Below are 13,455 nucleotides of genomic sequence, written 5' to 3' on the forward strand. Positions count from 1 at the left end.
GTGTCTCATATCCCAGTTGAAGCGCGCAGGCTAAAACCAGACATCCGGCGGCGCGGGCTCGGGGCGGATGCCGCCTTCGAGACCGCGCCGTCTGGCGCAGATCAGTCTTTGGTATCAGGGTTTTGGATGAGGCAGCAGATCGTCCATGGGGCCGTTCCCTTTAGGGCCGCGCATCATATCCTCTTTAGACCCATGACGCGGCGGACCACCTGCCGGTCCAAGAGCCTCGATGCTGCCATCCTGGCGAACGATATAGCTCGCGTGAAGGACACCGTTGTCGAAACGGCCCTGAATGCTGACAGCCTCATCAACGGTCACGACCTTGCCGTCGTCGCCCTCAGGACCAGTATCGATGAGCGCCCGGCCGCTGTCATCCTGAACGATGAACTTATTGCCGAAAATCTCGGCGACCTTGCCTTTCAGGGTTACAAGATTGCCTTCCTTGACGGTCGAAATGGCAACAGGCGTCATAGGCGCCATCTCAGGCGTCGGTCTCGTCAGCCTGACCGCGCCGGCACCTGCCGCAGCCCCCACCACCAGCATGCCGACGGCTGCAAAGGTCAAGGCAGCGGTTTTGCGCCGATGTTTCCTGTGCGGCGGCACGTATGCCTCGGAAGTGGCCTTCGATGCTGCGATATTGTTATTCTCTTCAGAGTGGGACATGGCGATCTCCTGTTTGATTGACAGGAATGTTTTACCCACCGGGCACCACCAGCAGCCTGAACCTTCTGGTTCAGCTTGAGTTAAGCCTTCCGGGCTTACTAGAAACTTGCCCACCCACACGAAACGGCAGAATCATGCGCGTACTTCTCGTCGAAGACGATACGGACCTTTCAAAGCGCATCGCAGCCAGCCTGCGCGCAGAGAGTTTTGTCGTCGATATCGCGCAGAACGGTGAAGACGCAGAACACAACGGGCTGACAGAACTTTACGATGTGGCCATTCTGGATCTCGGATTGCCGAAAATCGATGGCGTGTCAGTTCTCAAATCATGGCGCGCGGCAGAGCGAAACCTTCCCGTGCTCATTTTGACCGCACGTGATGGATGGCCGGACAAGGTGGCGAGTTTCAAAGCGGGAGCAGACGATTTCCTCACCAAGCCCTTCAAGGTCGAGGAACTCGTGCTGCGGCTGCGCGCGTTGGTTCGCCGCGCCACAGGCCATGCCGCCTCCACCGTTGTCTGTGGTTCGCTCGTCTTCGATGCACAGCTTGGAACCTTCGAACAGGACGGCTTGCCTTTGAAGCTGACGGCGCTGGAGTGGCGGGTCCTCTCCTGCCTCATGCTGCGCAAGGAGGTGGTCGTCGACCGCCGCGAACTCATCGAACGCGTCTATGATGGTGATGCGGAAGTGGATTCAAATTCCATTGAAGTGATCATTGCCCGGCTGCGCCGCAAGATCGGTGCGGAGCATATAGAGACCGTTCGTGGACGCGGTTACATGCTAAAGGCAGAGTCATGAAGGGTTTTTCGGCCATTGCGGGTTCCTCAATAGCGCGCCGTCTTACCGTTTTTTCCGTGGTTTTCGTCACCGCAACCGTGATCGTTGCCTCCATCATACTGTATCTCATCGTCGCCGGCGTGGTGCGCGAACAGATCGATCAACGTCTTGATACGCAGGTAGAAGGCGTGCACAGCGCCTTGTCCGATGGCGAAAACGGCAGCGTGACGCTCAATGCCGCACTTGACGGTCCGCCATTCGACAGGCGTGGCTCGGGCTGGTACTGGCAGATCAGCGGCGAGGGTGTGGCGATCGGCTCGCGCTCCCTTGCAGGCCAGACCATAACCAGTCCGCCCTCCCCGTTCGAATGGCGAAAAATGATGGGACCCGGCCCGCGGCCAAGCACGAGTGCCGAGTTTCATGGGGAGGAACTGTATGTTCGATCCATTCAAACAATGGTCGGAGCGCACCTTGTAGAAATCACAGCCACAGCGCCGCAATCCGCCCTTGTCGCGCCCGCCCGTAGAGCGCTTTTGTGGTTGATACCCGCGATGAGCTTGCTCGGCACTAGCCTTGTAGGCGGCATTTTCCTGCAGGTCAGATACGGTCTGCGACCGCTTCGGCAACTCACCGCCGATATTTCCTCGATCTCGGCCGGAACACTGGACACGTTGCCGGAGGCCGATGTGGGGGAACTGCGGCCGGCCTCTTATGAGATCAACCGTCTCGTTGAGCAAAATACCCAGCGGCTTGCAGAGACGCGCCTGCATTTCGCCAATCTCGCCCACGGTCTGAAAACCCCCGTGACAAGCCTTTATCTAGCTCTTAACGAAACCAACGATCCGGACCGCGAGATGCGTACGCTGGTGGACAGGATAGACCAGCGTATCCGCCACCATCTGGCAAGAGCCCGTAAGACAGCCGCAGGCGGCTTAACCGCAGCCATACCTGTCAAACCAGGGGTCGACGATATCGTCGAGATCATGTCCCGTATTTACGCAGGCAGCGGGATTGCTGCAACACTCGATGTGGATCCCGAACTGCGGGTGCAGGTTTCGCCCGAGGACCTGGAGGAAATCATTGGCAACATCATCGAAAATGCATTCAAATGGGCAAAAAGCACGGTGCACATTTCCGCCCGAAAGAGCGCACGCGATGTACTCGTCACTGTCTCGGATGATGGACCAGGCATTGATGATAACCGCATTTCAGAGGCTTTCCAGCCGGGACGGCGAATGGATGAAAACGTTCCAGGCGACGGGTTTGGTCTGACCATAGTCAAGGAGCTTGTGGAACTTCATGGCGGCAGCATCAGATTGGGACGCGGCGACAACGGCGGACTGTTCTGTTCGCTGACCCTGCCGGCCGGCCTTTGAGGAAATCTCACCTTCCCCTTTACTGACGTTGCCGCGCAGCGGCGGTCGCCACAAACTTCGCAGCTCCCTCGCCGGTAAAAAGGTCGGCGCGTTCGTGGTGCGGCAGGCAACCGTTGAGAAAGAGATAGGCGACCCCGGCCGTGGCCGAAGAACGATATCCCGCCATGCTGGACGCACCTGCGTATAACTTAAATCAAACTGCATCCGGTAAAGCGGGCGCGGTTCACTATGTCGTTCCTGTTCCCCTAACGCTCTTAAAAGGAAACGAACTAACGACCCGTGAGCTAGCTGTTGCACAATATAGATCGAACAGTTTTAGATTGTATTCGCAAAATTGAAGCGTCCTGTTTCTGCGAATTTGGAATGTCACGCTCCACAGGTCTGAATGATGCCAGGGAGATTGCAGATGGAACCGATTGCGATGAGCAAGCGTGATCTGCAGCGGATCGAGATTTTATCGAAGATGCTTGCGGGTCACATGACCATGGTGCCGGCGTCGCATGTGCTTGATCTTAGCACCCGGAAAATCCGTCGGTTGTTGAACAGGATGCAAGCTGGCGGTGCGGCATCGATCCGGCATAAGGCGATCGGCCGGCCATCCAACAACCGGATCAGTGACGGCGTTCGCGGTCACGCGGTAGCGTTGGTTTGTGAACGTTATGCGGACCTCGGCCCGACGCTTGCGGCCGAGAAACGCGCCGAGTGTGATGGACCGCATGTGTCTCGCGAGACCATCCGCGGCTGGGCGATGGATGCTGGCTTATGACTGTCGCGCAAGCAGCGCCTGACGTTTCATCAGCCGCTGCTGCGGCGCGAGGCCTATGGCGAGCTGGTGCAGTTCGACGGGTCGGACCATTACTGGTTTGAGGATCGCGGGCCAAATTTTAAACAGACTATAAAACGGTGTTGACTTGTCCGGGTTTTTGGATTTCCTTGTAAACCGGTTTAGTAAATCGCTTTACAAACCACATAGAGGCCGAAAAGGCCCGAACTGAGCGGAACAGAAAGTGGGAATTCAATGGCGCGTAACCATGCGACCAGTCTCAAAGATGTTGCCCAGGCGGCTGGTGTTTCCGTCGCGACCGTATCGCGTCTGTTGAACGGCACGCTGGAACTGCCCTCGGAAACGAAGACGCGGATCGAGACCGCCATTCGTGAGCTCAATTACGTTCCCAATCCCCACGCCAGGCGCTTAAGCCGGGGCCGCTCGGATACGATCGGTCTGGTTGTTCCAGATATTGGCAACCCGTTTTTCGGAATGCTTGTCGCGGCCGTGGAAGAGGAGGCCGACAGGCGCCGCCTGGCCCTGTCACTGTTTGCGACGCTGAACCGTAAGGGTCGCGAATTGTCGTATCTGAGATTGCTCGCCCGCAATCACGTCGATGGTCTCGTCTTCATCACCAACCATCCCAATACCGATGAACTGGCGGAACTGATCAACACCACCGGCAAGGTCGTGGTCGTCGATGAAGACGTCCCCGGTGCGACCGTGCCGAAACTCTTCTGCGACAACGAACAGGGTGGCCGTCTGGCCGGTGAACATCTGGCGGAACACGGGCACAGCCGGGTTCTCTATGTCGGCGGACCGGAAGACATGGTCAGTACCGAACGCCGTTTTCGCGGGCTGACATCAGCACTTTCAGAACGGGTATCTGCGGCAGAGCTTTCCATTTCCCGATATTGCGGCGCCTATACGGTGGAATTCGGCCGGGCGGCGGCGCGCCGGTTTCTTAACGAAGGTCGGCCTGCGACGGCGGTGTTTGCGAGTTCGGATGAAATCGCCATCGGCTTCATCGAAGTGCTACGGTCTGAAGGCATACGCATCCCGCAGGATGTCTCGATGATCGGCTTCGATGATGTCGGACCGCTGCATCTGTTTGCCCCGCCGCTCACCGCCATTCGCCAGCCTGTCAGCGCAATCGGCCAGCGCGCCTTGTCGCTTCTGCTTGAAACAAAATGGGATCAGGACGCTCCGCTGCCATCGGAGGAACTGCTGCCCGTCGAAATCGTCGTGCGTGAATCCGTTGCGCCGCCCGCGATCAAATAAAAAGCAACGAAACCAACAGAGGAAGAACGATAATGCTGAATTTTAAACGTCGATATTTTCCCGCAGCTCTCGCTGCGACCGTTCTTGCCGGCGCGGCCTTGTCTGCCGGTCTTGCCAACGCCGCCGAAAAGACCATCGCCCTGGTTCAGATCAACCAGCAGGCGCTGTTTTTCAACCAGATGAACGAAGGCGCGGAAAAAGCCGCCAAGGAAGCCGGCGTCAAGCTGGTGATCTTCAACGCCAATAATGACCCCACCGCTCAGAACAGCGCGATCGAGACCTATATCCAGCAGAAGGTGGACGGCATTGCCGTTGTCGCCATCGATGTCAACGGCATCATGCCGGCTATAAAGCAGGCGGCGGCCGCCAATATTCCCGTCGTCGCGATTGACGCCATCCTGCCGGAAGGTCCGCAGAAGGCACAGATCGGCGTCGATAACGGCAAAGCCGGCGCCGACATGGGAAAATTCTTCCTCGATTATGTTAAGTCCGACATGGGCGGCAAAGCCAAGATCGGTGTCGTCGGTGCGCTGAACTCCTTCATCCAGAATATTCGCCAGAAGGGTTTTGAAGACACGATCAAGGACAAGACCGGCATTGCGACGGCCGGCGTCGTTGATGGCCAGAACGTTCAGGACACCGCACTATCGGCAGCGGAGAACCTGATCACCGGCAATCCTGATATGACCGCCATTTATGCCACCGGTGAACCGGCTCTTCTTGGAGCGGTCGCCGCCGTTGAAAGCCAGAGCAAGCAGAAAGACATCAAGGTCTTCGGTTGGGACCTGACCAAACAGGCGATCACCGGCATCGATGCGGGTTATGTCGCAGGCGTCATCCAACAGGATCCTTCCGCGATGGGTGCAGCGGCGGTCAAGGCGCTCAAGACCGTCTCCGACGGCGGCACCGTTGAAAAGACCATCGCCGTGCCGGTTACCATCGTCACCAAGGCGAACGTCGAACCCTACCGCGCGGTCTTCAAATGATTGCGGCCGGACAGCACACAGGCGCTGTCGACGGTGCCGGGGGAGATCTTCTCTCCCGGCAGCCCGATCGTGAAGCGCGTATCTCCCTGCGCAATATCCGCAAAACATTCGGCTCGCATCAGGCGCTACGCGGCGTCGATCTCGATATTTTCCCCGGCGAGTGCCTCGGTCTCGTCGGCGACAATGCGGCCGGTAAATCAACCCTCACCAAGGTGATTTCCGGCACCTACATACCCGATGAGGGCACAATCACGATGGAAGGCGAAGCCGTTCGCTTTTCGGGCCCCGCCGATGCCCGTAACCGCAACATCGAAATGGTCTTTCAGGATCTGAGCCTCTGTGACCATATCGACGTCGTCGGCAATCTCTTTCTCGGGCGCGAAATCACCAAAGGTCCGTTTCTCGACCGGCCGACCATGCTTTCAGAAGCCCGCAAGATGCTGGATGCACTGGAAATCCGCATTCCGCGTCTCACCTCCAAGGTGGAGAAACTGTCCGGCGGCCAGCGGCAGGCAATCGCCATCGCGCGGGCGGCCTCCTTCAATCCGAAAGTCCTGATCATGGATGAGCCGACATCGGCGCTTGCCGTTGCTGAAGTGGAGGCCGTGCTCTCGCTCATCAATCGTGTGAAGGCAAAGGGCGTGTCGGTCATCCTCATCACCCACCGCCTTCAGGATCTCTTCCGTGTCTGCGACCGCATCGCCGTCATGTATGAGGGCACCAAGGTGGCGGAGCGCCAGATCAACGACACCAGCCTCGAGGATCTCGTTCGGCTGATCGTGGGAGGGCAACGTCATTGACCGTTTATACTGAACGCGCCAAAGGCTCACCGCTTTCGGATTTCTTCGCCGAGAATGCACAGGTGCTTTCCATCGCGGCTTTTTTTGCCCTCTGCATGGTATTCTTTTCCGTGACCACGGATACGTTTCTGACGGCCGGCAATCTTCTGAATGTTGTTCGGCAGGCCGCACCGATCCTGATCGTCTCCGTCGCCATGACATTCGTCATCATCACCGGCGGTATCGATCTGTCCGTCGGCTCGATGGTCGCCCTGATCAACGCGGTCGGCGCCATCCTGCTTGCGGCCGGTTACCCCTGGCCGCTGGTTGTCGTCGCCATGCTCGTGCTCGGCGGCGGGCTGGGCCTGGTACAGGGCTGGTTCATTGCCTATCAGGGAATTCCCGCCTTCATCGTCACGCTTGCCGGTCTCTCCATCCTGCGCGGCGTTGCCCTCTACATCACACAGGGCTATTCCGTGCCGATACCGGAAGCACCCGGGTTCTTTTACCTCGGGCGGGGTGATTTCCTCGGCATGCCGGTCCCTGCGCTGATCGGTGTTGTCGTTACCGTGATCGCCTATATCGTTCTTTCGAGCACCCGATATGGTCGTCGTGTGGTGGCCGTCGGCTCCAATCCCGAAGCGGCGCGCCGCGTGGGGATGCCAGCCAAATGGATCCTCGCCTCGGTCTATCTGGCCGCAGGCGTGGCGTCAGCCATTGCCGGCCTCATGATTGCGGCGCGGCTGGGGTCGGGATCGTCGAATGCAGCGGTTGGTTTCGAGCTTCAGGTGGTTGCTGCCGTGGTTCTGGGCGGCACATCGCTGATGGGCGGCCGAGGCACCATCCTCGGCACGGTGCTGGGCACCATGACCATCGCCGTAATCGGTAACGGTCTCATCCTCATGCACATCTCTCCCTTCTTCACCCAGATCGTGACGGGCGCCATCATCCTCGCCGCAATCTGGCTCAACACGCGCATCTTCACCGCGAACTTCCGCCTTGGCGTGAAGAGAAAGGGCTGATGCGATGACCACGGAACTGTCTGAAGGACATATCCGGTCGGGAAAGGTCATGACCGTGCGCGGCCCGATCGCTGCGGACCAGCTTGGCGTCACCCTGATGCACGAGCATATCCTCAACGATTGCCGTTGCTGGTGGCACGCCCCCAAGACGCCGGAGCGGCAATATCTTGCCGAAGGTTTCGTCTGCATGGAAATCCTCGGCGAGTTGCGTCAGGATCCCTTCGTCAACAAGCACAATATCACGCTGGATGACGAGCCGCTGGCGGTTGCGGAGCTGAAGGATTTCGCGGCTGCCGGTGGACAGACGATCGTGGAACCGACCTGTCAGGGCATCGGCAGAAATCCGCTAGCAATGCGGAGGATTTCACAAGCGACAGGGCTCAACATCGTCATGGGAGCGGGTTATTACCTTGCATCCTCCCACCCCGAAAAGGTGGCCGGGCTCACGGTCGAAGCCATAGGCGACGAGATCGTGCACGAGGCGCTCCACGGTGTCGATGGCACCGATGTCCGCATCGGCCTGATCGGCGAAATCGGCGTCTCCGCGGATTTCACGGCGGAAGAGGAAAAATCCCTGCGGGGAGCGGCGCAGGCACATGTTCGCACCGGTCTTCCCCTGATGGTTCATCTGCCGGGATGGCTTCGGCTGGGACACAGGGTTCTCGATATCGTCGCAGAGGAAGGTGCGGATCTCAACCACACCGTTCTTTGCCATATGAACCCGTCGCATGCGGATATTGCCTATCAGAGCGAACTCGCAGGCCGCGGCGCCTTCATCGAATACGACATGATCGGCATGGATTTTTTCTATGCCGACCAGCAGGTCCAGTGCCCCAGCGACGAGGACGCTGCGCGGTCGATCGTCACGCTGGTGGAAGGCGGTTACCTCGACCGCATTCTGCTTTCCCACGACGTCTTCCTGAAAATGATGCTGACGCGATATGGCGGCAATGGCTACGCCTATATTCTCAGGCACTTCCTGCCGCGTCTGAAGCGGCACGGGCTCGACGACGCCATCCTTCAAACCCTTATGCGGGATAATCCGCGCTCGGTCTTCCAGGCGAAGACCTGACGAACCTATGGAAATGGAAAGATCATGACAAAAAAAGTGCTCCTCGTCGGCGAAAGCTGGGTCAGCTCCGCCACCCACTACAAGGGCTTCGACCAGTTTGGCAGCGTCACCTTTCATCTGGGTGCAGAACCGCTGGTAAAGGCGCTGGAAGACAGCGAATACGAGCTGACCTACATGACCGCCCATGATGCGGTGGAGAAGTTCCCCTTCGAGATAGCCGGGCTAGACGCGTATGACGTCATCATTCTCTCGGATATTGGCGCGAACTCCCTTCTGCTGCCGCCAGCCGTCTGGCTGCAGTCTAAGACCGTGCCGAACCGGTTGAAGCTTATCAAGGCGTGGGTGGAAAAGGGTGGCGGCCTGCTGATGGTTGGCGGCTATTTTTCCTTCCAGGGTATCGACGGCAAGGCTCGCTGGCGCCGCACACCGGTGGAAGATACGCTGCCCGTCACCTGCCTTCCGTGGGACGACCGCGTGGAAATTCCAGAGGGCTCGACGGCCGACATTCTGAAACCCGACCATCCGACCGTCGCAGGCCTTTCCGGCGAGTGGCCGCTTCTGCTTGGGGTGAACGAGGTCGAAGTGCGTGATCGCGCCGATGTCGAGGTGGTTGCCCGGCTGCCGGAAGATCAGGGGTCCCATCCCCTGCTCGTCACCGGACGTTTCGGCAAGGGCCGCACGGCCGCATGGACCTCCGACATCGGTCCGCACTGGCTCTCTCCCGCCTTCTGCGAATGGGACGGCTATGGGCGCCTATGGAAGAACATTCTCGGCTGGCTGACCGAAAAGCCGTGATCGGCAGGCTCAAGCCCGCAGGATGGTTGTCAGTTCTTCATTGCTGGGAAAGGCATCCTGCGTGCCAAGGCGGCTGACCGTGATGGCTGCGGCCCTCGCGGCATCCTCCAGGGCGCGCGCATCCACGGCAACGCCGCGGAGCATGGCTGAGGCAAGCGCAACACCCGTGAAACAATCGCCGGCACCCGTGGTGTCGACGATCGCGGCGGGCACAGCCGGCACCTCGATGGCACCATCGGCGGACACCAGCACACAGCCCTGTCCGCCGAGCGTGGCGATGACGAGGCCGACACCGGCACGCAGCAGAAAAGCGCCAGCCCCGGCGCCATTCTCTCCGGTCAGCGCCTCTGCCTCGATGCGATTGAGGACGGCTATGTCGATGAAGGGCAGGACGCTTGCGAACCAGGGTTGCAGGGGGGACGGATTGAAGGCCGTAGTCAGCCCCTTCGATCTCGCAGCACTGAGGATGGCGAGAGTTGTTTCTTCCGAGAGATTGCCCTGCAGGACGACGAGGTCTCCGGATACGGCATCACCAAGTGCCTCCAGGGCCGCGTCTTTATCAAGCGCTGCGGCTGCCGACCGGGTGGTGATGATCGAGTTTTCGCCGTCCGGGGTCGTCAGAATGATGGAGATATCGCTGGTGGCGCTGGCGACGGGAATGAGCTTTGGTGTCAGGCGCTCGGGGGTGAGCGCTTTTCCGATCGCAATGGCGCGGTCGTCCCTGCCGACGGCGGCGACCAGAGTGGTTTCAACGCCGCATCGTGAAAGAACAATGGCCTGGTTGCAGCCTTTGCCACCGAGGCTGCGCGAGGCCTGCTCGCCGAAGATTGAAGCGCCTGCCTCTGGCAGTGCGGCAATGGAATAGGTTTCATCAAGTGCGATATTGCCGATAACAAAGGCACGCATGGAGAACTTTCGAAAGGGACTGAAATGCAGACCATATCCGACAATGCGGCCAATGCTATCAAGGAAATTTTCGGTCGAAGCAAGGCGCTGATCGGCATGATCCATTGCCCGGCGTTCCCCGGAGCGCCGCGTTATCGGCAAGCGAGCATGGACACCATCTACGATGCTTGCATGCGCGATGCGGAACGGCTTGTCGAAGGCGGCATGCACGGTCTGATGATCGAAAACCATGGCGACGTGCCGTTCTCCAAGCCCGACGATATCGGGCCGGAAACATCAGCCTTCATGAGTGTGGTGACAGACCGTATCGTTCGCGCCGCCGGCGTTCCCGTTGGCGTCAACGTGCTGGCCAATGCTCCCATCCCGGCTTTCGCCATCGCCATGGCGGGCGGGGCAAAGTTCATCCGTGTCAATCAATGGGCCAATGCCTATGTGGCCAATGAGGGTTTCATGGAGGGGCGTGCAGCCGAGGCGATGCGCTACCGTTCGCTGCTGAGGGCAGAGCATATCAAGGTTTTTGCCGACAGCCATGTAAAGCACGGGGCCCACGCCATCACGGCGGATCGCAGCATTGATGAACTGACGCGCGACCTCGCCTTCTTCGACGCCGACGGCGTCATCGCGACGGGCCAGCGCACCGGCAACAGCGCAACCATGGAAGAGATCGAGGAAATCGGTGCGGCAACCCATTTGCCGCTGCTGGTCGGCTCGGGTGTCAATGAAGGCAATATCGTCGAGATACTCAAACGGACCGATGGCGTTATCGTCGCTTCCTCACTCAAGGAGGGCGGCGTCTGGTGGAACCCGGTCGAACTGGCACGGGTACGCTCCTTTGTTGCCGCAGCCGGCCCCGGCCTCGAAGCGTGAAGGGGGATACTGCCATGGCAAAATTTTCGATCAACGGTGAAAGACTGTTGGCAAATATCGACCGGTTTGCAGCGATCGGTGCAACCGCAAAGGGCGGCGTCAACCGGCAGGCGCTGACTGCACTGGATCGCGAGGCAAAGCGGCTACTGACGAAACTTGCCATGGACAGGGGATTTTCCGTGTTTCAGGATCCCGTCGCCAATCTCTTCATCCGCAGGAGCGGCCGCGACGAAACTCTTCCACCGCTTCTGATCGGCAGCCACCTTGACAGCCAGCCCGCAGGTGGCCGGTTTGACGGAGCGTTGGGGACGCTTTCGGCATTCGAAGTTCTCGAAACACTCGAAGATTTGACGATTGAGACGGAGCGGCCCATTGAGGTTGTCGCCTTTACCAACGAGGAGGGTTGCCGTTTCGCCCCGGGCTGCATGGGATCAATGGCTTTCGCCTCCCGAACGATACCGCAGGACTGGCAGAAGCTATTTGCCACAGATAACGGAGCCGACTTTGCGGGAGAGCTTTCCGCAACCCTGGAAAGCCTGCCGGAAGCCACCATGCGCGATCTTGGTTTTCCGGTATCTGCTTATATCGAGGTTCACATCGAACAGGGCCCCTCCCTTGAGAAACAGGGAGTGCCGATTGGAATAGTGACGGGCATACAGGGCACACGCTGGCTGGAAGTATCAATCACCGGCCAGACCGCTCATGCGGGCACAACGGCACTGATGTACCGACGCGATCCGTTTCACGCGGCGGTCAATGCGCTTGGATCACTATTCTCCGCCATGATGCCTCAGGATCCAGCCGCTCGTTTCACGGTAGGGCGGATCGCACTGCAGCCCGGTGCGGTCAACGCCATTCCGCAGACCGCGGTTTTCACCGTCGACATACGGCACCCTTCATCCGAAACGCTTGATGCAATGGAGAGTAAAATCCGCGCGTTCACCCAGGCGGCCGCGAGGGAACAGAATTGTGAAGCGACAATCACGCAGCTCTTCGACATGCCGCCGGCGAATTTCCCGGAGGACATTCTCGCGACCTTGGACAGTGCCGCACAGGATCGGGGTTTTGTGACACGGCGAATGCTTTCCGGCGCGTTTCACGATGCGCTCTTCATGCATCGTATCGCACCATCAGCCATGATTTTTGTCCCCTGTCGCGATGGTCTCAGTCACAATGAGGCCGAGCATGTCGAACCAGAACACAGCATAGCGGGATGCAACATGCTTTTAGCTTCAGTGCTTCAAATCCTCTCATAAGTCACGGCAACGTCATCCCCATTTTACCGACATACGGCTCAGCCTCGATCTCGAGCGGCGCCGAGGCGAAAAAAATAGAAACGACCGCTGTAGGTGTCTCGACGGGCAAGGTTTGGTCGACGAATCGGTAAAGGCAAGGTCAGCGTCATTCATCGGCGATCGCCAAACTGCATATTAGAAGAAAGCCCGAGTACTTGCCCGCGCAAGATAAAATTTACCCTAAATTTTACTCATCTGAACCTTTTTTCGATCAGCCCGTTTGTCTGCGAATGCATACAGGGACGAAACGATGCTGTGGAATCTGGAAAAAATTGAGAAAGAACGCACTGACCTTATTGAAGTAATTACAGGACTTACTCGTTTGGAGCGCCTGCAGCAGATCGACCGCAATATCCTTTCAGTGGAGATTGCGGCCCACATGACACGCCTTAGTGAATTGGACGCTGAGAGACAGAGATGCGGTTTGCTCCAGTCACAAATCGAGTAATGTTGCGCTCCATCATCTGAGAGACACCCTATCCCAAACATTATGGCTTTGGGATAACCGTTGCGAGCTTGCGAAACGTTGACAGGATTTCGAGACGGCTCGGGACACCTTTCGCAATGCTGACGATCGAACCCGGACCGATCTTCACCGGTTCGGCATCAGCCTGCGAATAGATCGCCTCGCCCTCGACAACGACAAAGGTTTCCTCGAGGTCGCGACCCGGATAGTTGTAAACCCCAGGCTCGGCCTTCCAGACCGCGACGATAGTGCCGTTCTCGATCTGGTCCTGCCATATCTGGCGACGGTAGGAACCGCCGTCTCGGCCTTCGGCCGGCATGGCCGGAACAAGGTCAACGTCATCGGAAATATTGAAAATCGGCATTGTCATGGGAAGTCTCCTTGCTGTGTCTGTTGAGGGTTCGC

Annotated in this window: 14 protein-coding genes and 1 pseudogene; 12 read left to right on the plus strand and 3 right to left on the minus strand. The window is 58.6% G+C overall.

Annotation, left to right across the window (positions count from 1 at the left end; genetic code table 11):
- Positions 1–114 precede the first annotated feature (114 nt).
- Positions 115–663, minus strand: a complete 549-nt coding sequence (locus tag O8B93_RS20020; RefSeq protein ID WP_269711652.1) for a hypothetical protein — start codon at positions 661–663, stop codon at positions 115–117.
- Positions 664–797: 134 nt separating this feature from the next.
- Between O8B93_RS20020 and O8B93_RS20025 the strand changes: the two genes are divergently transcribed.
- The 9 genes and pseudogenes from O8B93_RS20025 (at position 798) to O8B93_RS20065 (ending at position 9,516) form a co-directional block, all read left to right on the plus strand.
- The gene (locus O8B93_RS20025) at positions 798–1,460 is read left to right on the plus strand and encodes a response regulator transcription factor (RefSeq protein WP_269711653.1); all 663 of its coding nucleotides are present in this window, start codon (positions 798–800) and stop codon (positions 1,458–1,460) included.
- 56 nt (positions 1,461–1,516) lie between these two features.
- Positions 1,517–2,815 (plus strand): sensor histidine kinase, encoded by a 1,299-nt coding sequence (locus tag O8B93_RS20030; RefSeq protein WP_269711654.1) that lies wholly within the window; start codon positions 1,517–1,519, stop codon positions 2,813–2,815.
- 406 nt (positions 2,816–3,221) lie between these two features.
- Positions 3,222–3,695: pseudogene (locus tag O8B93_RS20035) on the plus strand (helix-turn-helix domain-containing protein); the annotation flags it as partial.
- Positions 3,696–3,833: 138 nt separating this feature from the next.
- The gene (locus tag O8B93_RS20040; protein ID WP_269711655.1) at positions 3,834–4,862 is read left to right on the plus strand and encodes a LacI family DNA-binding transcriptional regulator; all 1,029 of its coding nucleotides are present in this window, start codon (positions 3,834–3,836) and stop codon (positions 4,860–4,862) included.
- A gap of 32 nt (positions 4,863–4,894) precedes the next feature.
- Positions 4,895–5,848, plus strand: a complete 954-nt coding sequence (locus O8B93_RS20045; RefSeq protein WP_269711656.1) for an ABC transporter substrate-binding protein — start codon at positions 4,895–4,897, stop codon at positions 5,846–5,848.
- Positions 5,845–6,648: an ATP-binding cassette domain-containing protein gene (locus tag O8B93_RS20050; protein WP_269711657.1), complete on the plus strand. Its 804-nt coding sequence runs from the start codon at positions 5,845–5,847 to the stop codon at positions 6,646–6,648. Before O8B93_RS20045 ends, O8B93_RS20050 begins: the two co-directional genes overlap by 4 nt.
- Complete coding sequence (locus O8B93_RS20055; protein WP_137454894.1) at positions 6,645–7,649, plus strand: ABC transporter permease; 1,005 nt, start codon at positions 6,645–6,647, stop codon at positions 7,647–7,649. Before O8B93_RS20050 ends, O8B93_RS20055 begins: the two co-directional genes overlap by 4 nt.
- Before the next feature lie 4 nt (positions 7,650–7,653).
- Positions 7,654–8,721, plus strand: a complete 1,068-nt coding sequence (locus tag O8B93_RS20060; protein WP_269711658.1) for a phosphotriesterase family protein — start codon at positions 7,654–7,656, stop codon at positions 8,719–8,721.
- 24 nt (positions 8,722–8,745) lie between these two features.
- Entirely contained in the window at positions 8,746–9,516 is a 771-nt protein-coding gene (locus O8B93_RS20065) for a glutamine amidotransferase (protein WP_269711659.1), read from the plus strand.
- A gap of 9 nt (positions 9,517–9,525) precedes the next feature.
- Here O8B93_RS20065 and O8B93_RS20070 read toward each other — a convergent pair whose 3' ends face one another.
- Entirely contained in the window at positions 9,526–10,422 is an 897-nt protein-coding gene (locus O8B93_RS20070; protein WP_269711660.1) for a PfkB family carbohydrate kinase, read from the minus strand.
- A gap of 24 nt (positions 10,423–10,446) precedes the next feature.
- Between O8B93_RS20070 and O8B93_RS20075 the strand changes: the two genes are divergently transcribed.
- From O8B93_RS20075 to O8B93_RS20085, 3 genes are all read left to right on the plus strand, one after another.
- Positions 10,447–11,289, plus strand: a complete 843-nt coding sequence (locus O8B93_RS20075; protein ID WP_269711661.1) for a BtpA family protein — start codon at positions 10,447–10,449, stop codon at positions 11,287–11,289.
- Positions 11,290–11,303: 14 nt separating this feature from the next.
- Positions 11,304–12,545 (plus strand): Zn-dependent hydrolase, encoded by a 1,242-nt coding sequence (locus tag O8B93_RS20080; RefSeq protein ID WP_269711662.1) that lies wholly within the window; start codon positions 11,304–11,306, stop codon positions 12,543–12,545.
- Between the two features lie 289 nt (positions 12,546–12,834).
- The gene (locus tag O8B93_RS20085; RefSeq protein ID WP_269711663.1) at positions 12,835–13,032 is read left to right on the plus strand and encodes a hypothetical protein; all 198 of its coding nucleotides are present in this window, start codon (positions 12,835–12,837) and stop codon (positions 13,030–13,032) included.
- 40 nt (positions 13,033–13,072) lie between these two features.
- Here O8B93_RS20085 and O8B93_RS20090 read toward each other — a convergent pair whose 3' ends face one another.
- Positions 13,073–13,420, minus strand: coding sequence for a cupin domain-containing protein (locus O8B93_RS20090; protein ID WP_269711664.1), 348 nt, complete (start codon positions 13,418–13,420; stop codon positions 13,073–13,075).
- Positions 13,421–13,455 lie beyond the last annotated feature (35 nt).

The organism is Martinezella rhizogenes (genome assembly GCF_027460065.1).
GTDB lineage: Bacteria > Pseudomonadota > Alphaproteobacteria > Rhizobiales > Rhizobiaceae > Agrobacterium > Agrobacterium rhizogenes_C.

What these genes read in the sequence shown, in the direction of transcription:
- O8B93_RS20020 (WP_269711652.1), bottom strand. Translation starts at nt 663, where the DNA reads ATGTCCCACTCTGAAGAGAATAACAATATCGCAGCATCGAAGGCCACT.
- O8B93_RS20025 (WP_269711653.1), top strand. Translation starts at nt 798, where the DNA reads ATGCGCGTACTTCTCGTCGAAGACGATACGGACCTTTCAAAGCGCATC.
- O8B93_RS20040 (WP_269711655.1), top strand. Translation starts at nt 3,834, where the DNA reads ATGGCGCGTAACCATGCGACCAGTCTCAAAGATGTTGCCCAGGCGGCT.
- O8B93_RS20045 (WP_269711656.1), top strand. Translation starts at nt 4,895, where the DNA reads ATGCTGAATTTTAAACGTCGATATTTTCCCGCAGCTCTCGCTGCGACC.
- O8B93_RS20050 (WP_269711657.1), top strand. Translation starts at nt 5,845, where the DNA reads ATGATTGCGGCCGGACAGCACACAGGCGCTGTCGACGGTGCCGGGGGA.
- O8B93_RS20060 (WP_269711658.1), top strand. Translation starts at nt 7,654, where the DNA reads ATGACCACGGAACTGTCTGAAGGACATATCCGGTCGGGAAAGGTCATG.
- O8B93_RS20065 (WP_269711659.1), top strand. Translation starts at nt 8,746, where the DNA reads ATGACAAAAAAAGTGCTCCTCGTCGGCGAAAGCTGGGTCAGCTCCGCC.
- O8B93_RS20070 (WP_269711660.1), bottom strand. Translation starts at nt 10,422, where the DNA reads ATGCGTGCCTTTGTTATCGGCAATATCGCACTTGATGAAACCTATTCC.
- O8B93_RS20075 (WP_269711661.1), top strand. Translation starts at nt 10,447, where the DNA reads ATGCAGACCATATCCGACAATGCGGCCAATGCTATCAAGGAAATTTTC.
- O8B93_RS20080 (WP_269711662.1), top strand. Translation starts at nt 11,304, where the DNA reads ATGGCAAAATTTTCGATCAACGGTGAAAGACTGTTGGCAAATATCGAC.
- O8B93_RS20085 (WP_269711663.1), top strand. Translation starts at nt 12,835, where the DNA reads ATGCTGTGGAATCTGGAAAAAATTGAGAAAGAACGCACTGACCTTATT.
- O8B93_RS20090 (WP_269711664.1), bottom strand. Translation starts at nt 13,420, where the DNA reads ATGACAATGCCGATTTTCAATATTTCCGATGACGTTGACCTTGTTCCG.